Source organism: Brachyspira suanatina (assembly GCF_001049755.1).
Lineage (GTDB): Bacteria > Spirochaetota > Brachyspiria > Brachyspirales > Brachyspiraceae > Brachyspira > Brachyspira suanatina.
Map to the genome: position 1 here is coordinate 2158167 of NZ_CVLB01000001.1, position 24313 is coordinate 2182479.

Annotated in this window: 21 protein-coding genes; 11 read left to right on the forward strand and 10 right to left on the reverse strand. The window is 27.0% G+C overall.

Annotated features, from left to right (window positions below):
• The 3 genes from BRSU_RS09280 to BRSU_RS09290 all read right to left on the reverse strand — a co-directional run bounded on the left by BRSU_RS09280 (nucleotide 1) and on the right by BRSU_RS09290 (nucleotide 4329).
• The gene (locus BRSU_RS09280; RefSeq protein ID WP_048595044.1) at nucleotides 1–1359 is read right to left on the reverse strand and encodes a family 4 glycosyl hydrolase; all 1359 of its coding nucleotides are present in this window, start codon (nucleotides 1357–1359) and stop codon (nucleotides 1–3) included.
• Between the two features lie 166 nt (nucleotides 1360–1525).
• Nucleotides 1526–2191: an ATP-dependent dethiobiotin synthetase BioD gene (gene bioD, locus BRSU_RS09285; protein WP_048595045.1), complete on the reverse strand. Its 666-nt coding sequence runs from the start codon at nucleotides 2189–2191 to the stop codon at nucleotides 1526–1528.
• A gap of 17 nt (nucleotides 2192–2208) precedes the next feature.
• Nucleotides 2209–4329, reverse strand: coding sequence for an alpha-amylase/4-alpha-glucanotransferase domain-containing protein (locus BRSU_RS09290; protein WP_048595046.1), 2121 nt, complete (start codon nucleotides 4327–4329; stop codon nucleotides 2209–2211).
• Between the two features lie 236 nt (nucleotides 4330–4565).
• On the opposite strand from BRSU_RS09290, the gene glmS reads away from it, so the two are divergent.
• The 5 genes from glmS to BRSU_RS09315 all read left to right on the forward strand — a co-directional run bounded on the left by glmS (nucleotide 4566) and on the right by BRSU_RS09315 (nucleotide 12010).
• The gene (gene glmS / locus BRSU_RS09295) at nucleotides 4566–6392 is read left to right on the forward strand and encodes a glutamine--fructose-6-phosphate transaminase (isomerizing) (RefSeq protein WP_048595047.1); all 1827 of its coding nucleotides are present in this window, start codon (nucleotides 4566–4568) and stop codon (nucleotides 6390–6392) included.
• Nucleotides 6393–6839: 447 nt separating this feature from the next.
• Nucleotides 6840–7871: a deoxyguanosinetriphosphate triphosphohydrolase gene (locus BRSU_RS09300; protein WP_014488599.1), complete on the forward strand. Its 1032-nt coding sequence runs from the start codon at nucleotides 6840–6842 to the stop codon at nucleotides 7869–7871.
• Entirely contained in the window at nucleotides 7849–9825 is a 1977-nt protein-coding gene (locus tag BRSU_RS09305; protein WP_048595048.1) for a BspA family leucine-rich repeat surface protein, read from the forward strand. Before BRSU_RS09300 ends, BRSU_RS09305 begins: the two co-directional genes overlap by 23 nt.
• Before the next feature lie 188 nt (nucleotides 9826–10013).
• Entirely contained in the window at nucleotides 10014–11426 is a 1413-nt protein-coding gene (gene purF, locus BRSU_RS09310) for an amidophosphoribosyltransferase (protein ID WP_048595168.1), read from the forward strand.
• A 95-nt stretch (nucleotides 11427–11521) separates the two neighbouring features.
• Entirely contained in the window at nucleotides 11522–12010 is a 489-nt protein-coding gene (locus tag BRSU_RS09315) for a hypothetical protein (protein WP_048595049.1), read from the forward strand.
• An 82-nt stretch (nucleotides 12011–12092) separates the two neighbouring features.
• Here the strand turns inward: BRSU_RS09315 and purC are convergent, their stop codons facing one another.
• Both purC and purE read right to left on the reverse strand, forming a co-directional pair.
• A complete protein-coding gene (gene purC / locus BRSU_RS09320; protein WP_048595050.1) occupies nucleotides 12093–12809 on the reverse strand; it encodes a phosphoribosylaminoimidazolesuccinocarboxamide synthase in 717 nt (238 codons plus the stop codon).
• 100 nt (nucleotides 12810–12909) lie between these two features.
• Nucleotides 12910–13398, reverse strand: a complete 489-nt coding sequence (gene purE, locus BRSU_RS09325) for a 5-(carboxyamino)imidazole ribonucleotide mutase (RefSeq protein WP_048595051.1) — start codon at nucleotides 13396–13398, stop codon at nucleotides 12910–12912.
• A gap of 119 nt (nucleotides 13399–13517) precedes the next feature.
• Between purE and BRSU_RS09330 the strand changes: the two genes are divergently transcribed.
• On the forward strand, nucleotides 13518–13925 hold the full coding sequence (locus BRSU_RS09330; RefSeq protein WP_048595052.1) for a rhodanese-like domain-containing protein: 408 nt from the start codon (nucleotides 13518–13520) through the stop codon (nucleotides 13923–13925).
• Nucleotides 13926–13939: 14 nt separating this feature from the next.
• Here the strand turns inward: BRSU_RS09330 and BRSU_RS14485 are convergent, their stop codons facing one another.
• Entirely contained in the window at nucleotides 13940–14104 is a 165-nt protein-coding gene (locus BRSU_RS14485) for a zinc ribbon domain-containing protein (RefSeq protein ID WP_157031471.1), read from the reverse strand.
• A gap of 145 nt (nucleotides 14105–14249) precedes the next feature.
• Nucleotides 14250–15452 carry an ATP-binding protein gene (locus tag BRSU_RS09335; RefSeq protein WP_083997880.1) on the reverse strand — a complete coding sequence of 401 codons (1203 nt, stop codon included), beginning with the start codon at nucleotides 15450–15452 and terminating at the stop codon, nucleotides 14250–14252.
• A 182-nt stretch (nucleotides 15453–15634) separates the two neighbouring features.
• Between BRSU_RS09335 and BRSU_RS09340 the strand changes: the two genes are divergently transcribed.
• The 4 genes from BRSU_RS09340 to BRSU_RS09355 all read left to right on the forward strand — a co-directional run bounded on the left by BRSU_RS09340 (nucleotide 15635) and on the right by BRSU_RS09355 (nucleotide 19994).
• A complete protein-coding gene (locus BRSU_RS09340; RefSeq protein ID WP_048595054.1) occupies nucleotides 15635–17296 on the forward strand; it encodes a methyl-accepting chemotaxis protein in 1662 nt (553 codons plus the stop codon).
• Between the two features lie 168 nt (nucleotides 17297–17464).
• Nucleotides 17465–18337, forward strand: a complete 873-nt coding sequence (locus BRSU_RS09345) for a glycine--tRNA ligase subunit alpha (RefSeq protein ID WP_048595055.1) — start codon at nucleotides 17465–17467, stop codon at nucleotides 18335–18337.
• Between the two features lie 463 nt (nucleotides 18338–18800).
• A complete protein-coding gene (locus BRSU_RS09350; protein WP_020064030.1) occupies nucleotides 18801–19151 on the forward strand; it encodes a demethoxyubiquinone hydroxylase family protein in 351 nt (116 codons plus the stop codon).
• A 33-nt stretch (nucleotides 19152–19184) separates the two neighbouring features.
• Entirely contained in the window at nucleotides 19185–19994 is an 810-nt protein-coding gene (locus BRSU_RS09355; protein WP_048595056.1) for a family 1 encapsulin nanocompartment shell protein, read from the forward strand.
• Between the two features lie 65 nt (nucleotides 19995–20059).
• Here BRSU_RS09355 and BRSU_RS09360 read toward each other — a convergent pair whose 3' ends face one another.
• Nucleotides 20060–21046: a DUF2157 domain-containing protein gene (locus BRSU_RS09360; RefSeq protein WP_048595057.1), complete on the reverse strand. Its 987-nt coding sequence runs from the start codon at nucleotides 21044–21046 to the stop codon at nucleotides 20060–20062.
• Nucleotides 21047–21051: 5 nt separating this feature from the next.
• Complete coding sequence (locus tag BRSU_RS09365) at nucleotides 21052–21372, reverse strand: hypothetical protein (RefSeq protein WP_048595058.1); 321 nt, start codon at nucleotides 21370–21372, stop codon at nucleotides 21052–21054.
• A 298-nt stretch (nucleotides 21373–21670) separates the two neighbouring features.
• Here BRSU_RS09365 and BRSU_RS09370 point away from each other — a divergent pair, with 298 nt between their 5' ends.
• A complete protein-coding gene (locus BRSU_RS09370; protein ID WP_048595059.1) occupies nucleotides 21671–22102 on the forward strand; it encodes a PepSY-like domain-containing protein in 432 nt (143 codons plus the stop codon).
• Between the two features lie 113 nt (nucleotides 22103–22215).
• Here the strand turns inward: BRSU_RS09370 and BRSU_RS09375 are convergent, their stop codons facing one another.
• Nucleotides 22216–24213, reverse strand: a complete 1998-nt coding sequence (locus BRSU_RS09375; protein WP_048595060.1) for an ATP-dependent helicase — start codon at nucleotides 24211–24213, stop codon at nucleotides 22216–22218.
• Nucleotides 24214–24313: the final 100 nt, after the last annotated feature.

Here is a 24313-nt window from a genome sequence, read left to right on the forward strand (position 1 = left end):
CTATTTTAAATAATCCAAATATGGTTTTTGACTTTCTATCATTCTGTCTACCATTTCTTCAATATTTTTACATACATTAACAACAGGGTTGGCAAGTATAGCCTGCACTGCATATTCTTTTTTATGATGTATAGCAGCTTCAGCAGTTAAATCGTATACACTTACATAATTTCTTAAAAGAGACAAATAACCTTTAGGTACATTATTTAATTTTACTCCTTTAACTCCATCTTTACTTATTTCAGCAGGTACTTCAACAGCTATCCAATTAGGTAAATCTTCTATTAATCCGTCATTTAAAATATTTACCGCTTCTTCAACATAGCTTTCATTTGTAACTATAGCATTTATTATGCTAGAAGCTCTTTCTTTTACTATCAACTCTATTTTAGGCTCAGCTTTAGAAAGTACAGTTCTATATAATTCATAAAAATCTAATATTCCTCTATGATCAACAACATCCCAAGCCCAAGCTATATATTCTCCGAAATGGCTGTCAACTGTTATAGGCAATAATTTATATTTTTCTAATATCACTTTCAATAATCTTCTGTCAGCCCATATAAATTCGCCTTTCAATCTTTCCTCTATAGAATGGTCAAAATTTTCTGTCTTTGAAAATGCATTATTTGCTTTAGCATACTTTAATAAATCACTATACCCTACTTCATGCTCAAAATAACCATGCGCATTTTTTAATACATCAGGATATAAATCTTTTCCGCTTTTTTTATCTTTTATTTCTAATAGACAGCTGAAATGATTGAGTCCTCCTGCTTTAATATCCAATGACTCATAATTCATTCTAAGAATTTTAGGCAGCCATTTATGAAGCCATCCTATTTCATGGCATAATCCTATAAATTTAGCATTAGGATAAGCTCTCTTTACAGCAGTACATATAGCAGTCATAGGATTAGAAAAATTAAATATATAAGCATTAGGACATATATCCATAGCATCTTTAACTATATCCAAAATAGGAGGAATGATTCTTAGAGAGTGAAATACTCCTCCAGGTCCTCCGTTTTCTCCATAAACCTGATGAATACCATACTGCATAGGTATTTTCCAATCTTCATCCCATAATTGAAATCTGTCTCCTACCTCTATTGAACTTATAATAAAATCAGCGTCTTTAAAAGCTTTCTTTCTATCTGTAAGAGCATCAACTGTGAAATTAAGTTTATTTGATTCTATAAATTCTTTAACATAATCATATACTTTATTTAAAGCATTCGTATTAATATCCAATAATGTAATATGTGAGCCTTCCAAAGACTTAGTAGAAAAAATATCTCCAAGCATATCGCATCCGAATTGTGCACTTCCTGCACCTACTAAAACAAATTTAATCATATTTACTCCTTATAAATATCATTTAATTATTATAAACAATATTATATACCAATAAAATTCAATGTTAATAATTTTTTATAAAAATTGTTAACATTAATTAATATTTTTATTTTATAAAACAAATGCTAAATATATTATTGAATTTTTAATACTGAATTAATTATCATCAAAATAAGTCTTTAATAATATTTGGATATTTAATATCATTAATTTTTGATATTCCAGCCTCTTTATCAAATTCAGTTATATGTACTTTTATAGGATCTATTTGGCTTGTAATATATTTTATAACATTAGCTGAAACAAATACATCTTTTCTTACATTAATAATTATAAAAGGTATTTTAAATCCTCTAGTATGAAATAATTCCACCTGCTCTAAAGATGAATGTATAACATTAGAATCATATTCAATAATAGGTATTATATGAATTTCATTTTCTTTTTCTATATCAAGCATCAAATCCATAAAATTATAATTTTCTTTTATAGGCGAATATAAAGATAATGATTCAAATACCATATAATCATAAATATTATTATTTTCATCTATGAGATCCGTAATATCTCTTTCATCTATTTTTGCATTAATACTATGAAGAGGAGATATATTTCCATTGGTAGCATAGGAAACAAATATTTCTGAAGCTTTTAAAGAAGTTGTTTTTTTTACATATTCAGGATCAAATAACTTATTATCGCGTACTTCCATTACGAAAGGTTTATAATAACATACAGTTTTATCAAGCATCTTTAATGATGACACTATATGAGAAGAAATATAAGTCTTACCAACATGACTTTTATCTGATATAATACAAAACAGCTTCATCTATACTACCTTTAAAATTAAATATATTTAACATCTAATTTTACTTTATATTTAACTTTTTCTCCGGCTTTTAATGATATATTCTTGCAGCATACTATAGTAGAATTTTGATAATTCATTTCAAGTTTATCAACAGCATCAGATATAGTAAAGTTAGGCATATATAAGAATACTGTTTCTTCGCTAGCTTCCATTAATACTTTTATTTTTATATATGAATCATCAGCCATACCGAAAACTGTACCTTTATATTCTCCGCAGTCTGATAAATTATTAGAAACTTTTTCATTGCCTCCTATATAGTATCTGTCTGGTTCCTGACCTGCAAGCAATGTTATATTATTTTCTAAAGCATATACAAATTGAATATCTTCATTAGATTTATTTTCTATAATAGATTCAACAGAAAATTTTCCGTCATTGCCTACTATATATCTTTTTATTAAATATATATCCTTATCATTAACCTTTGAAGTTTTTTCAAAAGATACTGTAGCATAATCTTTATTGATAAGATTTTCTAATACATCATAATGAATGTTATAAAAATCTGCATTTTCTTCATATTTCAACAATTGGAATTCTTCAGCAGTAGGCATTTTATTTAAGAAGTGGTCAACACCAAATACTTTTTCATTTTTATCGAATACCAAATATTTAGCAATCTTATCATCAACTTTTTTTGCTATTTCATGTATTGATACATGTTCATTATCTTCCTGCTTATTATTAGAATTTCTTACAGCAGCTATATGATAAGCCTCTTCTCTTCTTCTAAGACAGTCTATTAAATTGGTAGGGTTTCCTTTTTTCAAATCCCATTCTATTATAGATCCGCTTAAAGTATGGAAAACTAATCCGGCATTTTCACAGGAAATCATAATCTCCTCTCTGCCGTCCATATCAAAATCTAAACTATGACTTAAGAAATATTTTCTTCCATAAACTTTTTCTAAAGATATAGAAGTAGCTTTAATTAAATTAGCATAAGTAGCATGCCTTAAATTATTTAAATAAAGTCCGCCGAATGTACCATGCCAATAAGGACAATTACACTGACCTTTTAATAAATAGCTCAAAGCCTCTTCTTTTTCTTTATAATTAGATTCAGTAATCTCTCCTATCATATTTGAAGTAAATATCATTCTTTTATTCATTCTGTTGCTTTCAGAATATTTACTGAAATAATTTCTCCAGAAACCGCCTCTCATAAATCTGCTTATAATCTCATTATCTTCAGATTTTTTTAGTTCTTCCTGTTTTGAATGGAATTCATCCTGTACCTTAGCAGGTAAAACCCAAGTAAGCATTTCTTCATAAGAGCCTGTAGGTATATAAATTCTTGATATAGGAGGATGCTTCTCCATATATTCGCTGTATGTAGTAGTAATAATAGTATCTTTTTCTTTTGTGAGGGCATCAAAAAACTTTTCAAGCCATTTATCTTCATAAACCCATTTTTGAGTGCCAGGCCAATCTCCGTATTTTTCTCCGTCATCATGAAGAACTACAACTCTGTCGCCTTCTTCTGTAGCTATTGATTTTAAATATTCAATAGACTTTTCAACATCTCTAAATGGTATTAAATAACGAAGTTCCTGAGATATTGGAAATATATTTAATTTATAATTTTCATTATCAGTTATAAAATAACCGAACATATTTTTAGTATCTACACCTGTAGTTAAAAACTGAGAATCATCGAGCATTATATATTTGATGCCATTCATAGCTAAATTCTTAACTAATGTAGGCTCCCAAACTCTCTCTGCAATCCAAGCACCTTGAGGAGTAATATTAAAATTCTTTTCTATATATGAATTTAATTTTTTTATTTGTATATCTTTATCTTTATCCGGTATTGAAGGCATTATGGGTTCATAAAAACCGCCGCTTTGCATTTCTATTCTTTTTTCTTCTGCAAGTTTTTTCAAGGCTTGAATATGTTCTGGGTGATTCTTTTCAAGCCATTCTAATAAACAGCCTGTATAATGGAAATTAAATTTTATATCTTTATATTTTTCTAATATGTCTAAAAAAGGCTTATAAGCATTTTTATATGTATTTTCAAATACAAAGTCAAAATTGCCAACCGGCTGATGATTATGGTTACCCAATATTAAATTAATAGTTTTCATGATAATGCCCTGTTTTATTGAAATTTATTACTTATAATTTCGTAATAATAGAAAAATTAATTAACATAATTCTATAATAAATAAGGCTTTTTGTAAAGTGCCTATTTATGTATAGTATTACTTTAAGCAGTATTGACTTTTTGATTTTTTTATTTATCATGTTCGATTATCAAAAAAACTGATTTTTTAAAAATGACGTTTTTATGATAAAATTTTATTTTAAGGACTTTTGTTTTATGTGCGGAATAGTTGGATATATAGGGGATAATAATGCATCAGATATATTAATGCATGGACTCACTTCTTTAGAATATAGAGGCTATGATTCTGCTGGTATATCTATAGTTGATTCTAAAAATGACATTGTTACATTCAAATCTGAAGGAAAACTTGAAAATTTGAAAAATATTTTAAAAAATGAAAAAAATATAAACTCAAATGTAGGAATAGGACATACAAGATGGGCAACACATGGAGCACCATCAGATATTAATGCCCACCCTCATTTTACAGAAAGGCTTTCGCTTGTACATAATGGTATTATAGAAAATTATAAAGATATAAAAAATGATTTAATAAAAAAAGGATATAAATTTTTATCAGAAACGGATACCGAAGCTGCCGCAAATTTAATAGATTCATTGTATGAAGGAGATCCTTTAACTGCTATAAAAAAAGCTTTAAATATAATAGAAGGTTCATATGCATTCGCTATAATTTTTCAAGATGATGTCAATAAATTATATGCTGTGAGAAAATCTGCTCCTTTAATAGCTGCTTTAGGTGAAAATGAAAATTTCTTAGCTTCAGATATACCGGCAATATTGAAATATACAAATAAATATATTTTGATAGATGACGGAGATATAGCTGTTTTAGAAAAAAACAAAATAACTATATACGATGAAACATTAAAAGAAAAAGATTATGAAGTACTTGAAGCGAATTGGACTGTAGAACAGGCTGAAAAATGCGGATATGATCATTTTATGCTTAAAGAAATTAATGAACAGCCTAAAGCTCTTCTTGATACAATAGAGCCTAGAATAGTGCATGGCATACCAGATTTTAAAAGAGACGGAATCGAAGATGAAAGTTTCTGGACATTCTTTGACAGAGTATATATAATAGGATGCGGTACTGCTATGCATGCTGCCATGATAGGAAAAAGACTTATAGAAGATAATTGCAGAATACCTGTAGAATGCGAAATAGCTTCTGAGTTCAGATATAAAAATCCTATACTCACAGAAAAAACTCTTTCAATATTCATATCACAATCCGGAGAAACTGCTGATACTTTAGCGGCTTTAAACTTAGTTAAAGAAAAAGGATACAAAACTTTAGCTATAGTAAATGTTAATAGTTCTTCTATAGCTAGAAATGCAGATTATGTTATATATACTTATGCAGGACCTGAAATATCTGTAGCTTCTACAAAGGCTTATTCTGTACAAATGGCTATAATGTATTTAATAACTTTTAAAATAATATCAGCAAGAAAGATGAAAGATAATGATTATATAAAAACTCTCATAAAAAATTTACTTAACACAATAGATTCTGTAAATAAAGTACTTTCTATGAATGATGAAATAAAATCTCTATGCTATGATTATAAAGAAGCTAACAGCATATTTTTTATAGGAAGGGATTTAGATTATTATCAAGTAATGGAAGGAGCTTTAAAAATGAAAGAGATAAGCTATATTCATTGCGAGGCATATGCAGGAGGAGAACTCAAACATGGTGCTATATCTCTCATTACAGATAATACTCCTGTAGTGGCATTGGCTATACAAGAAAAAATACTTAGTAAAATGATAAGCAATACAAAAGAGGTAATATCAAGAGGAGCTAATGTTTTACTTTTTGTAAAGGAAGGTATTGATATAGATAAAGATTCATATAAAAAAATAGTATATCTTCCTAAAGTTGAGGATATGTTTATGCCAATAGTTTCAATTGTAGCATTACAATTATTAGCATATCATACATCTGTAATAAGAGGATGCAATGTTGATAAGCCTAGAAATTTGGCAAAAAGTGTTACAGTTGAATAAATAATACAAAAATTAAAAATCTTGTATTTTATTAAATAAACTTGTTTAAAAACTAAATTAATAGATATATACACTGTTTAATTTTTTAGTGTTTTAAATTTATAGTTGGGGCTTTGCCCCAAACCCCAGTTCTTTTATTGGTATAAAAGAACCAAAAGAACTGCATTTTTATATACTAAAATAATTAATTATACAACATATCAACATTATTTTATAACTAAAATTTTATTAAAAATTATACAACTAAATTTGTCAAGTACTTTTGAAACAAGTCTAATATTTATTTTAGCTTATTTATTTTTTCAAAATACAGGATTTTTTATTTAACTAAATAAATAACTATTATAATTGTATTTTTTTATTAATTGATTTATTATTAACATAATTATTAGAATATTAGAACTTTTATTTTATTATTTAATATCTTAATTATATAAGGAAAATATTTTGAGAACTATAAGACTTGATATAGAAACCAGAGAAAAAGGCTTTTTATCACCTGCTGCAGCTTTCTCAGCAGATAGTAAAGGCACAGTATACCCTAGAGAAAAAGACGATATAAGAACTATTTATATGCAGGATAGAGACAGAATAGTACATAGCGAATATTTTAGACGCCTTAAAGATAAAGCACAAGTTATAATGCTTTCAGTAGGCGATTTCAGGACAAGACTCACTCATACACTTGAAGTTATGCAAATAGCTAGAAGCATAGCAAGAGCTTTAAGACTAAATGAAGATTTAACAGAGGCTATTGCATTCGGTCATGATTTAGGACATTCACCATTCGGACATGCCGGAGAGAGGGCTATATCAAAATATTTCAAAGGTTTTCATCATTCTTCACATTCTTTAAGAGTAGTAGAGCATCTTGAAAAAGGCAAAGGACTAAATTTAAGTTTTGAGGTACGCGATGGTATTATAAAGCATACTAAAGGAAAAAACGGAAAACTTATTGCTGACTCATCAGGTCCTTCAACTAATGAGGGTATGATAGTAAGGATATCCGACACTATAGCTTATGCCAACCATGATGTTGATGATGCTATAAGATACGGACTTCTTAAATATGAGGATTTACCTAAAGATATAGTTAAAGTTCTTGGCACAACTTATGGAGAGAGAGCGGACACTATGATTATGGGTGTTATAGAAGCTAGTATGGAAAAGATGGAAATTGATATTGATGAAAAAGTATTAAAAGCTATAAATGATTTAAGAGCTTTTATGTTTAAGACTGTTTATGAAAGCAAAGCAATACTCGAAGATGTTGAAAGAGTAAATAGAATAATTTCAACAATATTTGAATATTTATTAAAGCATAAAGATATTATAGAAGAAGATACTTTATTCAAAAAAGCAGATATACCTTATAACAGCGATGAAGAATTAGTAAAAGATTATGTTGCACATCTTACAGATTCTGAAGCCATATCATTACATAAAAAGATTACCTATGGAAAATTTAATTATATATAAACCTAAAAACAAAGAAGAATTAAAAAAATTAACTGATGATGAAAATATAAATCTATACAATATAGATACAAGTCTTATAAAAGATATGAGTTTTTTATTTAAAGAAAGCAAAAGAAAAAATTTTGAAGGCATAGAAAATTGGAATACTTCAAATGTTCATGATATGATTGGTATGTTTAAAGATGCTCATTACTTCAATAATGATTTGAATAATTGGGATACTTCAAACCTTAAAAAAATTTCATATATGTTTTTTAATGCATCATCTTTCAATAAATATCCTGATAAATGGAATCTTGATAATGTAAAAGAAGCTTATGATGTATTTAATGATGATATTGATATAAATAAACTTCCTTTTAATCTTAGAATAAATCTGTATTATGAAGATTTTGATAAAATAAAAGATATTGATATAAAAGATATATACAAAACTATTATTACTTCTAAAAACAGAAAGATTATAGCCTTTAGAACAAAATTAGAAAAAGAACATTATGATGAACTTGAAAAACTTATAGAACATAGAGAAAAAATAGAAGCTAAAAATGAAGTAAAGTTTAATAGCATAGAAGAAGTTCAGGATTATGTTAATAATAATTATGAAGAATATTTTGATAAAAATTTAAAATTTATTAAAGATGAATATGATATTCTCTCAAGAGATAAAACTAAAAAGATTGATATTAAAATAATTAAATTCATTTACGGAAATTATTTGAAAGTTAAAGATAATGTAATGAGATTAAAAATAATAGATAATATCATAGATTTAATAGATATAGAAAGTTTCAGGAATGCTGCCTATAAAATATTTGAAAATGACAGAAGTAAAATTGCTTCAAGAATAATAGTAGGCATATATGGAAAAGGAAATATTATAAAAGATTATGCTAAAAGTATTCAGGGCAAAGAATTTTATCCTCGTTCATATTATATTTATATTTTAGCTTTAAATGACGGAAAATACGCTTTAAGTTTAATAGATGAAATGGCTAGAAAATCAAAGATTGAAAGTGTAAGAAATGCTTCTAATTCTGCACTAGATGTTATAGCCGATAGAATGAAAATAAATAGAGATGAGTTAAGCGGTTTATTAATTCCTGATTTTTCATTGGATAAAAACGGAGAGAGAATAATAAATATAGAAGACAAAAAATATAAAATATCCGTCAATTCAAATATGTCTGTTGATATATACGATATAACAGAAAAAGAAAAAATATTAAAAACTATTCCAAAAACTTTTTCATCTGAGTTAAAATCAGAAATAAACTTCATGAAAAAAGAAATAAAGAATATTGTAAAAAGAGAAAGAGAAAAAATATTAATGCTTTTTATGAACGGAAGAAAATTAAGTTATGATTTTTGGAAAAAGATTTATATTGATAATTCATTTTTGAGTCAGTATTCTATAAATTTATTTTGGAACTTATACGATGAAAACGAAAATTTTATAAATATTTTCAGATATTTAGGAGATGGAAGTTTCATTGATATAAATGATGATTATATAACATTGAATGAAAATAATTTAATAAGTTTAGCCTCCCCTACTGAAATAAATAAAGATTCAATAATAAAGTGCATCAATCAATTATCCGATTATGAGATAGCACAGCCTATTAAACAGATTCAAATAATAGATAATTTAGAAAATGAGTTAAATAGATATAATAACATAACAGCAACAGTATCAAATATAAAAAATTTCGCTTCTCAATTTGCTTTTAAAGAAATTTCCGAATATTATGAAGAAGTTAATGGTTATGAATATTTAGATAATTACAGTGGTTTATCATTATATATAGAATCTCCTTTTAATAAAAATTCAAATTACAATGATGAAATTGATATAAAAATATCTATTCAAGGCAAAAATGACAATAATAAACATTTATTTGACAGATTTGTGTACGGAAGCATTTTAATTTTAGAAAATTTGATTAAATAATTTTATGTAAAGTTTAATTTAATAAAAGCGAGCCGGAGCAGATAACAGCTTTAGCTGGCATCTATAGTTAGCGGAGGCGAGCATAACAATAATAAGATTTTTTTTTATAAATCTATTGTATAAAAATGCAATTAATTATAATATTGACAGGTTAAAAATAAAAATAAAGTTGGTTATAATAATATATGATGAATAATATTTATATGAATGACAAGCCTAGAGAAGAATGCGGAGTTTTTGGTATTTATTCTAAAGAAATAAAGAAAGATATATTAAAAACATTAAATTATGCACTTTATTCCTTACAGCATAGGGGACAGGAAAGTGCAGGTATTACGGTATCAAATTACAAACATTTATTTACTTATAAATCTATGGGGCTTGTATCAGATTTATTTTCTAGTAATATACCTAAGGATACAGAAGGTAATATTGCTATAGGACATGTAAGATATTCCACTACAGGTGCTAGTAAAATAGAAAATGCTCAGCCGCTTGAAAACCTTTTCAGATTGGGACAAATTGCTATAGCACATAACGGCAACTTGACTAATGCTGAAGAATTAAGATATGAACTTGAAGAAGGAGGAGCAACATTCAATGCTACTTCCGATACAGAGGTTATTATTAAACTTATAGCTAGAAAAACTGTTAATAACTTCATAGAAGGCATTAAAGAATGCGTAAATATTATAAAAGGGGCTTTTGCTTTAGTTATAGTTGTTGATGGCAAACTTATAGGTGTAAGAGATCCTTATGGAATAAGACCATTATGTTTGGGTACAAATGCTAATGGCGATTATTTCTTAGCTTCCGAGTCTTGTGCTTTAGATGCTGTAGGCTCTAAATTCATAAGAGATATAGAAGCAGGAGAAATGGTTATAATAGATGAGGAAGGTGTTAAATCTTTCAAATACGCTAAAGACCAGGTTAAACATTATCCTTGTGCTTTTGAACATATATATTTTGCACGCCCTGAAAGTAATATAGACGGTATTAACGTTTATAATGTAAGATTCCAAACAGGTGTATTGCTTGCCAAAAAAAATAAAATAGATGCTGATATAGTTATAGGTGTTCAGGACTCTGGTACAATAGCGGCATTAGGATTTGCTAAAGAAAGCGGAATTCCATATAGTATAGGTTTAGTAAAAAACAGATATATAGGAAGAACTTTCATTATGCCTGAACAATCCTCAAGAGAAGAAACAGTTAAATTAAAATTCAATCCTTTAAGACATTTAATAGACGGAAAAAGAGTTATATTAATAGACGATTCATTGGTTAGAGGAACTACAAGCAGAATATTAATAGATATTGTTAGAAAAGCAGGTGCTAAAGAGGTACATTTCAGATCGGCCTCCCCTGTTATAAAGAGTCCTTGCTACTATGGAGTTGATATATCTTCTAAAAAAGAACTTATAGGAGCAAAGCTTTCCGTAGAAGAGATCAGAAAAGAAATTAATGCTGATACTTTAGAATATCTCACTATAGAAGATATGCTTGAAGCTTTACAAAATCAGAATTACTGTATAGGCTGTTTCACTGGAGAATATCCTACTGAAATTCCAAAAAGACCTTTAGCTGAAAAAACTTGCTGACATAATAAAAATATTTATGTACTAATTGACTTTTTTATCAATAAATTTATTATATATTATGAAAACATATAATAAAGCTGAGGTTAGAAATTATTATGAAAGAAGTTTCTTATAAAATTTGTATGAATGAAGAAGAGTTAGTAAATGCTCTTATGTCAGATGATGATGTTATTTATATAGAGCATAAACTTGGCAATAAAGTTTCTAACATAAAAAACACAGGTAAAATAGCATGGGGAGTTCTTATAGGAGGAGTATTAGTTGCCGCTACTGCTATAGTATCATCAAAAAAATTTGGAAAAGATAAAGCATTAATAGCTTCATCAATAGCAACTGTTCCGTCAGCTGGTGTAGCAATCATATATATAGGGCTTCCATCTACTATATCATTAATACAAATCATTATTCAGGCATATAAGAAAAATGACGGTATTAATGGTGCTAAAGATTTAGTATTGAAGCTAAGAAATAACTATTATATAGCTGAAAAAGACAGAGAAAAATTGACACTTAAAAAAACTGCTGATGAAAAAGTTAAAGAAGTAAAAATAACAGAAATTAAAAAAGCAAAAGAAGAAAAATAAAATTTAATTAAATAATATTAAAAAGACTTTGCAAGATACTAAAATCAAGCAAAGTCTTTTATTTTATATTAATACTATAAAATTATAGATTATTAAGTCTATTTAAAACCTCTATATAAGCCTCTTCAATAGAACCTAAATCTCTTCTAAATCTGTCTTTATCTAATTTTTTACCAGTTTCTTTATCCCAGAATCTACAAGTATCAGGAGTAATCTCATCAGCCAAAAGTATTTCACCTTTTGCATTTTTACCGAATTCAACTTTGAAGTCAACTAAAGTAATTCCTATTTTATCCAAAGCGTCTTTTAATAGATTATTAACTTTTGAAGTTACTTCATAGATATATTTTAACTCATCATAAGTAGCAAGTTTTAAAGCAACAGCATGATGATCATTGATTAAAGGATCACCGTATTCATCATTTTTATAACAAATTTCAAATATAGTATTAGGAGGAACTGTACCCTCTTCTATTCCAAGTCTTTTAGCCATAGAACCTGCAATTAAGTTTCTAACAATCACTTCTAATGGGAAGATTTTAACTTTCTGACAAAGCTGTTCTCTGTCGCTTAATTTTTCTATGAAGTGAGTTTTTATTCCATTTTTCTCAAGCATTTTGAAAAGTAAAGTTGTTATTTCATTATTCATAACGCCTTTATCTTTTATAGAACCTTTTTTCTCACCATTAAAAGCAGTAGCATCATCTTTATAATACACGATTATTTCATTAGGATTATCTGTAGCGTAAATCTTTTTAGCTTTTCCCTCATACATCATTTCTTTTTTTTCTTTAGACATATATTAACTCCTATTATAGTTAAACTTTTTATATATATTCTTTTTATTATATATCTTTTTTAATTATTTTACTATATAGTATTTAAAAAATAAAAACTAATTAAATATCAAACTCTATAGGCTTTTCATTATCAGCAATAAAATCTTCTTTCATTTTTTTTCTGAATTCTATCAATTTGTTTTTTATGTCGCTATATTTTAAAGCAAGCATTTCCACAGCAAGCATACCGGCATTATAAGAATTATTAATACCAACAGTAGCAACAGTTATAGGTTTAGGCATTTGAACTATAGAAAGTAAAGCATCCATTCCGTCAAGATTGCTAGCACTAATAGGTACTCCTATAATAGGAAGTATTGTTTTAGAAGCTATTACACCAGGTAAATGTGCAGCAAGTCCTGCACCAGCTATTATCACTTCATAATTATTTTCTTCTATATGTTTTATAGTTTTTTCAAGATGTTCAGGTACTCTATGAGCAGAAAGAACAAAGGCTTTATATTCGATACCAAATTCTTTTAAACAAGAAGCAGCCCCTTTCATTTTATCAGTATCAGATCTGCTTCCAAATATTATAGCAACTTTCATGTTTTCTCCTATATAAAAAATATTGTTAGTATTATAACTAAAAAATAAAGCCAATGCAAATATATTTATTTTATCTTAAATATGTTAAAATATAATAAACTAATTTTATAGGTATATTTATGGACAATACTTTTTATACTCTTATTATACTAGGAGCCGTTATAATACTAATAAATATTATCAATAATATAATATTTAAAACTAAAAGTTCCGGTAAATTCAAAACAATAAATCTTGATGAAGCAGTTAATATAATTCATAATAATAAAAATATTTTGCTTATTGATGTAAGAACTTACAAAGAAATAGAAAATACAGGTTCTATAAAAAACAGCATATCAATAGCTTTCAATGATGATAATTTTGAAAATAAAATATCAAAACTTGATAAAGAAAAAGAATATATAGTGTATTGCAGCAGCGGTTTCAGAGCTTCAAATGTATGCTTTAAAATGGCTGAAATGGGATTTAAAAACATTTTCTATCTCAAAAAAGCAGGATACAAACATTTATCTAAAATGCTATAAAAATTATATTAGATCTATTTTTTTATAATATGATCCATAGACTTAGTATCTTTGCTCCCGCATTTTGGGCATTTAGGACTGAAACCAAATAAATGAATAACCGAAGGTCTTTTTCTAGAATAAAAAATTTTACCGCAAGAATTACATTTATATATAAAAGGCGGATTGAAAGGCATCATAATAAACTCCTATATAATAAATTATAGTGTTTATATATGACAGTTTTTGACACAATATCAAAAAAATTAAAAATTATCTTAATTATATATGAATAAATTTAAATATGAGTTACTTCTATAAAAATAACTCATATTTAACATGAAATTATAATAATGATTCTATAAATTGTCTTGCTACCCTAGGACTTCTTCCGGCACTTCTTATAGCATAACTTTCAGCCTGTTTTATTAGTTCCTCTTTATCCATTTGTATATTATTAATTTCGGCATAAGAAAATACAATATCTGTAAATAGATCTTTATCAGGTCTTTGATATGTTATTATTATACCAAATCTATTAGTCAAACTCATTATCTGCTGAATAGTATCTTCTATATGAATATCATCTCCGGTTCTGTCTTGGAAATTTTCTTTTATTAAATGTCTGTAATTTGAAGTAACATAAACTACAACATTTGAAGGAAAAGAATTAACTCCTCCCTCAAGAATGGCTTTTAAATATGAGAAAGTATCATCATTTGAAGAAAATGTTAAATCATCTATAAATATTATAAATTTAAGAGGACTAAAACTTAAATCTTCTATTATATCAGTTATAAATGATAATTGGCTTTTTTTAACTTCTATAAGCCTCAATCCATCATCTTTAAACATATTTGCCACTGCTTTTATAGTGCTGCTTTTTCCTGTACCGGCATCCCCGTAAAGAAGTATATTATTTGCTTTTTTACCTTCAAGAAGACTTTTAGTATTTGCTATAACTTTGTTTCTCTCTCTTTCATAGCCGTATAAATGTTTAATATCCTGCATATCCTGATGTTTTGCCGGTATAACATTCTTTTTATCATCAAGAGTAAACATATTATTATTATAAAATATTCCATGACCTTTTTTAGGCATTTCTTCTATATGTTTTTTATATAATTCATAAAAACTTATCTCATCACAGTCTAATTTTGATATTTGATTAGAATACTCTTCTGAAAATAATGTATTAAAATCGAATGAAGATAAAAATTCAAAGAAATTTAATTCATTCTTTAATGACTCTTCCAAATTATAATCTAAATTATCTTTCTTTATATATTTGTTTATATAAATATTATCATCTTTAAATATATAAGCTAATAAATAATCAGCTATACTATTATTATATTTAAAAAGTTCATATAAAAAATCTGAATAATAATCTATCAATTTTATTTCATTGTTTTTATTATCATCATAAGCTTCTAAAAATTTAATTAGCTTTTTTATCACTTTATTTTTAAGTATATCCCTAAATATTACTATACTAGAAAATCCTATTCTCATTTTTACTATTTTATCATTCATAACATTTTCCATTCCATTTTTAATTTACAATTATTTTAAATTTATTAAAAAAATATTCAAGTATTTTTATTTTATTTTTAATTTTTTTAATATTAATATAATATTTTATTTATTTATATGCTATAATCATTGTATTACAGTTTAATTGATTCCGAAAATTGTTAAAAAACTATATTATGGATATGAGGTTGCATATGAAAATAAAAACAAGGTTCATTATATTTGGTATTTACACTTTTATAGTTACTATTTTATTAATATATCTTCAATTTAGAATAGTAAGAAGTGTTACTGGATATAGTAATATATATCAGCATACTATAAAATCATCTGCTATAGCAAGAGAGTACCAGCAAAATTCAGCCTATTTAACACAATTTGTTAGAAGTTATGTAGCAACTGCTAATCAAAAATATGAACAGGCATATAATGACTGTATAGGAATATCAGGCGGTACAAAACCAACTCCAATGAATTATGATAGGGGATTATATTGGTCTTTATACTTAGGAAGCGGAACTAAACCATATCAAGATGGACAAACAAAATCTTATGCTGATGTTATGAAAGAACTTAATTTCTCTCAGGATATGTTTGATTTACTTGCTTTATCAAAGAGCAGGTCTGAAGAATTAGTAAAATTAGAAGTTCAGGCTATGGATATAATAAAATCAATACCAAGAAATGCAGACGGAACTATACCTGATGAATATAAGATAAGACAATTAGAAGCTATAGAATTAGTTAATGGGGATGAATATGAAAGAAGAGTTTCAGAGATAATGACTCCTATAAGCCAGTTTTTTGATAAATTAGAAAACGATAATGCTATAAAGTTACGTGCGGCAGCTTATGAAGTAAGAAATGATACTATATTATTTTTTATAGGTTTATTATTAGTAGGTTCATCTGTTGTAGTGTTCTTGGCTTCTTTAGGAAAAACCATAGGAAAGAATTTAAGATTATGTGTAGAATTAGCTTCTGAAATATCTAATGGTAATTTAACAGCAGAAATAGATGAAAGATTATGCAAAGGTAATGGAGAATTTGCTTCATTACTTAAAAGTTTTAAAGATATGATATTGCATTTAAGAGAAATTATTTCAAGAGTATTACAAAGCTCTAAAGAAATATCTGAAGCTGCTACAGAAATAGCACAAGGAAATACTGACTTATCAACAAGAACAGAAATGCAGGCATCTCATTTGGAAGAAACTGCTTCTTCTATGGAACAGATAGCATCTACTATAAAATCTTCTGCAGATAATTCTGTAAGAGGAAATCAGATGATGCAGGATTCTGAAAAATCAGTTCAAGAAGCTGGAGAAATAATTGAAGCTACTACCAATAATATAGAATTAGTATTTGAAGCAAGTAATAAAATTACAGATATTACCAAAATAATAGAAAATATTGCATTTCAAACTAATATATTGGCACTTAATGCTGCAGTAGAAGCTGCAAGAGCGGGAGAACAAGGAAAAGGTTTTGCTGTTGTTGCCTCTGAAGTTAGAAACTTAGCTCAAACTAGTCAGTCTTCAGTTAAAGATATTACTTCTCTTATAGCAGATGCTAATGAAAAAATAAAAACTGCAACAGAAACAGCTAGAAAATCAAAAGAAATATTTATGGACATAGAACAAAAAATAGAAGATACTTCTAGGATCATGCAGGATATCAGTGCTATGGCAGTAGAACAGCAGGCGGGAGTTGATCAAGTTAATATAGCAGTATCTCAAATGGATCAATCCACTCAGCAAAATGCTGCTTTAGTAGAACAGGCTACTGCTTCTTCAGAAGGATTAATGGGACAGGCTAAAGAATTAGTTGATTTGATGCATTTCTTTAAAGTTTGATATTAATTAAAATATTTTTATATAAGACAATAACGGTAAATTTACTGTTATTGTCTTTTTTATATTAAAAACATAATATTTTAATATTAATTATAGCATTTTAATTAATCATATTATATAATTGATACCATTATTTGATTAATAAAAAAGAATGGAGATATATCTATTATGACCTTTACAGATTTAATTATGACTTTAAATAAATATTGGAGCGAAAACGGATGTATAATACAGCAAGGATATGATCTAGAGGTAGGTGCCGGAACATTTAACCCAGCAACAGCATTAAGAGCATTAGGCCCAGAACCTTTCAGCGTAGCTTATGTAGAACCTTCAAGAAGACCAACTGACGGAAGATACGGAGAAAATCCTAACAGACTTCAGCATTATTATCAATACCAAGTTATAATGAAACCATCTCCAGAAAATATTCAGGATTTATATATACAAAGTTTGGAAGCATTAGGAATAAGCTTTAAAGATCATGACATAAGATTCGTTCATGATGACTGGGAATCCCCTACTCTTGGAGCTTGGGGCCTAGGTTGGGAAGTTTGGCTTGACGGTATGGAAATAACTCAATTTACATATTTCCAAGCTGTAGGAGGAATCAATTTAAAGCCTATAACAGGTGAGATTACCTACGGACTTGAAAGAATATGTATGTATTTACAAAATATAGATAATGTTTATGATTTGGAATGGGGACATGGCATAAAATACGGAGATGTACATTTACAAGGTGAAAAAGAATTCTCTAAATATAATTTTGAAGTTGCTGATACAGATATGTATTTCAGACATTTCAAAGAATATGAAGAAGAATGCGATAGATGTTTAGCTAATGGCTGCGTACTTCCTGCTTATGATATGGTTATGAAAAGTTCGCATGTATTCAATATGCTTGATGCTAGAAATGCTATAAGTGTAACAGAAAGAGCCGGATATATAGCAAGAGTAAGAGAGCTAATGAAAAAAGTTTCAGCTGCTTATATAGAATCAAGAGAAAAATTAGGTTATCCATTAATAAAAAATAAGTAAGTTATTTATTTAAAAATTATTATTTATTATTATAATATATTACTAAAGACTATATATTAATTGTTTTATTAAGTTTTTAAAGCGATAAACGAGCAGCTGATAACTTTAGTTGTCAGCTATTTGTGAGCGAGTTTATCGCTAGCAATAATAAAAAATTTTTAAGCTGTCATTTATATAATGGCAGCTTTTTTTATTTTTATTTTATACTACTTGTAAATTATAAAAAAATATTTTTTGTTATCATATATTTCATTAAAATACACATTATATGTTACCGGTTTACTTCTATATATAGTTTTTATTATACATATTAATATAAAATTATAACAAATAAATTATTACTTTTTAATATGAAAAATGTTATTATTTATTATAATAATATTGACATTATTTTTTTATCATGTATAATATTATTAGTAATTAATACTATTAAGTAATTATTTTAAATAAGGAGACTAATATTATGCCTAGTTTTGCAAATCCATTTAATGCAAATGTGAACAGAAAAGTTACTAAAGAAGAATTAATACAAGCTGTAAGACTTGATATTGCCGGAGAATTGGAGGCTATATATTTATACGATGCCCATGTTATGGCTACAGATGACCCTGTTGCAAAGGCAGTATTAGCTGACATAAGAGATGAAGAAAAAGCACATGTCGGAGAGCTTATGGCTTTACTTAGACATTTAGACCCTAAAGAAGCAGAACATTTTGAATCTGGACAATTAGAGGTTAAAGAGATGATGGAAGAGCTTGGAATAAAAGAACCTAATCTATCAGGGCTTACAGTTGGAAGTTTGAAAAAAGACTGATAAAGCGATAATAAAACATTAAAGGAGGAATATATGGATTATTTAGCTAGAGAAAGTTCGCCTTTTGAAGAAAGTTTTTGGCAAAATATAGATAAAGTTGTTGTTGAAACAGCGAGCAGAACACTTATAGGAAGAAGATTTTTATCTATTTACGGACCTCTTGGTGCAGGTGCTATAAGCGTTCAATATGATAAAAGCGACAGAGAAGAAGTTTTTGAAGATGGATTCGTAAAAACTTCAGGAAGAAAATCTGTTGAGCTTCCTCAGATTTATCAGGATTTTACTCTATTATGGAGAGATTTGGAAAATAATATTTCAAATAAACTTCCTTTAGATTTATCTATTGTATCTCAGGCAGCTCAAACACTCGCTAACAAAGAAGATAATTTAATATTCAATGGAAATGATTTCCTAGAATTAAAAGGTATACTCAATGCTGAAGGAGTACAAAAATTAAAAATCTCTGATTGGGGACAAGGCGAGAACCCTTATACTGATATAGTAAAAGCTATAAATATGATTAGAGAAAAAGGCATTGTAGGAAGATTCGTACTATGTTTGAGCCAATCATTATATTTTGATTTACAGAGAATACAGCAAGGCACTGGAATGACAGAAGCTCAAAGAATATCTAGTATGATTGGAAATCTTTATAATGTACCTGTTATAAAAGGAAAGAAAGCTGCATTGATTTGTTCAGAGCCTCAATATATGGATTTGGCTGTTGGAATAGATATGTCTACTGCATATTTAGAACAAAAAGATTTAAATCACAGCTTTAGAATAATGGAAACTATTATACCTAGAATAAAAGATTCTAATGCAATAGTTGTTTTAGAATAGTTTAATTTCATAATAACTCTTTAAAAAATTATAAGCCTGCAGATAACATAAAATCTGCAGGTTTATTATTTGTATTTTATTATTCTCTCTATTATCACTCCTATTAATATAGTTGATAATCCCAAAATAATAAAAAATATCCAAGTATTCATTCTTGAATAGAAATATTCAAAATATCTTATATACATATTTAGAATAACAAAAAATATTGAGTATCTTACTATAGAAGATATCTTTAACTTATATCCTATTATAAGTGCAATGATATCTGAAATCAAAAATATAGAACTATATATTATGATTTCTTTATTAGCAAAATGTTCAAGAATTATTGGATAATCATAACTCCCAAATATTGACATTATTGCAAGTATTATGTTTACATATAATATTCCAACTGTATAATATATTACTGAAAAATTAGAATATCTTTCTCCTAACTTTTTATTGATATCAGTTATTCCTATTAAAAACATTAATATGCTTGTCATAATAAATCTTATATAATTATTAAGTGTTAAATCAATTCCAGATATATCGAAACCTTCAAAACCATACCAAGTTATCAAACCTATTATTGCAATAGATAATACCGCATAATTTCTCTTTATATATGCTATTATAAAAAACAATATTATGCTTATAAGAGATAGTAAAATAAAATTATCTTTGTTATGAGTTATAATGTACGATAAAGTAAAAATAAATGCTGATAAAAATATAGAAGAAATAGCTATTATTGCAGAAGAAGTTTTAGGTAAATATATATCTTTTCTTTTAAGTATTTCATCAATTATAAACCCTGATAAAAAAAGTAAAGCAAATAAAAATGCTATAAAATAAAGGGAAAAAATATAGAAACTTATAAAAGCTATAAATCCAATTGATACCATTACAATACCTGTTATCATTATAGCTTTTATAATAGGCTGCCAATCTATATAATCATCTATATATCTTTTGGATAATGTTTCAAACTGTTCATCAGTTATAATATTATCTTTATTCCACTTTTTTAATTCTTTAAGTAAAAATCTGTTTTTGCTTCCCATAATATTTAATAGTCTTTAAATATTTCTGTTTTTATAAATTTCATATTATCTAATGTATATCTAGTATAATCATTATCATTATGCTTAATAGTTCTTAAAGCTCTTATATACTTAATAAAATTCATAAAAGTATTCATCAAATTTGCAGGAACAATATTTTCAATATTAGATTTTATATTATCATTAAAACTATCACTATTTTCTAATATTATCAAATTGCAAAATTCATCTTTATGTTTGAAAAAATTATCCAAATCATTATTCTCTAAATATGAAATAAGTTCATTTAATTTATCAGCTATTAATTGTAAATCTTTATTACTCATAGATATAATTAAATATTATAATAAAATAATTGCAATAGTTAAAAATGAATATTTATAAAATAAAGTTATAAACGTAAGTAAACTTTACATTTATTAGTAAATTTCATATAAATCAAAAACCATATGTATAAAACGTATTCTAATATATATTAAAATATATATTTTAGGTAAATTTTTTGTAAATTTAATGTAAATTATATTGACAAATATCTTATTTAGGCTATACTTATAATTGTAAAGATAATTTACATGATTGCTAATAAGAAATAAAAACAACATAAATAAAAGGAGATTTACTATGACTAAAAAATTATTTGCTTTATTAATAACTTTAACTATAATTTCTACTTCAAATGCTTTTGCTGATTGGATAGTTCCAGCTTCTTCACTTCCTCAAAATGCTAGAAGCTTCATACAGCAAATTTATCCTAATGTACAAATATGGAAAGTAGAAAGAGATGACGGAAAATTTGAAGTAAAATTATCAAACGGTGCCAAAATAGACTTTTTATACAATGGCGATTGGAACAGCATAGAAGGTGAATATAATACCGTACCTTTCAACGCTTTACCTGCTAATATAGCAAACACTATAAAAAATACTTATCCTCAGGCTGCTGTAATAGATGTAGAAAAAGAATGGGGCAATTACAAAGTTAAATTGAATAACTTTATGGAATTATTTATAACATCTGACGGACAGTTAATGGGACAGAAATTCGACGATTAATTACAAATATATTATTAGATTACTTCATGAAAAATACTAAATAAAAAAGAGGGAGTTATAAAACTCTCTCTTTATTATTTTATAATTAAATAGTTTATCAAAAAATGCTAACCCTATTTATTATCAGGTCTTAAAGAAGCCTTTAAATTAGAGAAAAACTCCTCCTCGTTCATAGCCATTTCTTCAGGTAAATTCTCGCTCATCTCCTCCAAAAATACAGAAGGTGTGCACTCAACTTTTCTTCCCATTTTAGTTCTGCTTCTGCAGTATGTTAAAGTTAAATGTTTCTTAGCCCTAGTCATAGCAACATAGCAAAGTCTTCTCTCTTCTTCTAATCCATTTTCGTCCAAACTTTTTTGATGAGGCATTATACCGTCTTCCATACCGCATATATAAACATAAGGAAACTCTAATCCTTTAGCAGCATGTATACTCATAAGCATTATTCCTTTCTTTTTATCCTCATCATCATTTTGTTCTTCTATACTCATTAATAAAATTCTATCTAAATAATTTTTTAAAGTAGCATTTTTATTTGATTTCTCATATTCAAGTATGCCGTTCATAAGAGATTCTACGTTCTCCATTTTTTTAGCACCCTGCTCTTTTGTATCGCTTGAGTTTAAAATCTCATTATGATAAGCAATAACATCTAAAAATTTATTTATGTTATCATATAGTTTAGGACGCTCTAATGCATTTTTATCAACAGTAAATAAATTATGATAATGATCTATAACTTCAAGAAAATCTTTTATACCTGCCTTAGCCTTAGGAGAAATATCATCCATACTCTCATAATTAAGCAATGTCTCATATAATGAAACACCATTTTTTATACTAGCTTCATTGAGATTATTTATTGCAACAGCCCCAATTCCTCTTTTAGGTATATTTATAACTCTAAGCAAAGATACTTCGTCTTCAGGATTAACGAATAAATTAAGATAAGCAAGTATATCTTTAATCTCTTTTCTTTCATAAAACTGAAAAGCTCCTACTACAGTATAAGGCAAACCTCTAAGTCTGAAAACCTCTTCAAAAAGTCTTGACTGTGCATTCATTCTAAAAAGCACAGCAAAATCTTCATAATTTAATTTTTTGCTTATAGAATAATTTATTATAGAATCAGCAACAAATTGTGCCTCTTCCCTCTCATCTTCGCATGGCATTATAGTAGGAGGTATTCCTTCCTCGCCTTCTGCCACTACCTTTTTATCTTTTCTTTGAGTATTATTGCTTATTACAGAATGTGCCGCTTCAAGTATTGCTTTTGTACTTCTGTAATTTTTTGTAAGAGTTACTATTTTTGCATCAGGATATTCATTTTCAAATGATAATATATTAGATACATCAGCGCCTCTGAATGCATATATACTTTGATCATCATCACCCACAACGGCAATATTTCTATATTTTGATGCTAATAAAGTGGTAAGTTTATATTGAGCAAAATTAGTGTCTTGATATTCATCTACCATTATATATCTGAATCTCTCCTGATATTTATCAAGAACTTCAGGAAACTCTACATATAAATCTATAGTAAGATTAATAAGATCATTAAAATCAACGGCATTATATCCTTTTAAATAGCTTTGATAAACTTCATAAACTCTCTTTGCTATTTTTTCTAAATCATCATGAGGCTCTACTTCATAAGGCTTCATCAAATTATTTTTAAATCTATCTATATACCAAGCGAATAAATTTTCATCATAATTGAGAGTATTAATTTTTATTTCTCTTAAAATATTTCTTATTAAAGTACGGCTGTCAGATGAAGAATAAATACTAAAATTATTTTTATAACCTAGCTTTTCAATATCGCCTTTCAATACTCTAACACAAAAAGAATGGAAAGTGCTAACTACCAATTGTTTTGGTTTTTCTTTTAGAAGTTTTGTTATACGCTCACGCATTTCAGCTGCTGCTTTATTTGTAAAAGTAACGGCTAGTATCTGACTAGGAAGCACGCCATACTTTATTAAATATGCTATTCTCTCTGTAATAACCCTAGTCTTACCGGAACCTGCACCAGCCAATGCAAGCAATGGTCCGTCAATATGTTCTACTGCCTGTCTTTGTTCTTCATTTAACATTAATGCCATAATTAAAAATACCTCTCATTTTGAAGAGTTATTATATATTATATTTAAATAATGTAAAATTCAGAATTTGTATATTTCATATTAATTTTTTATATAAAAA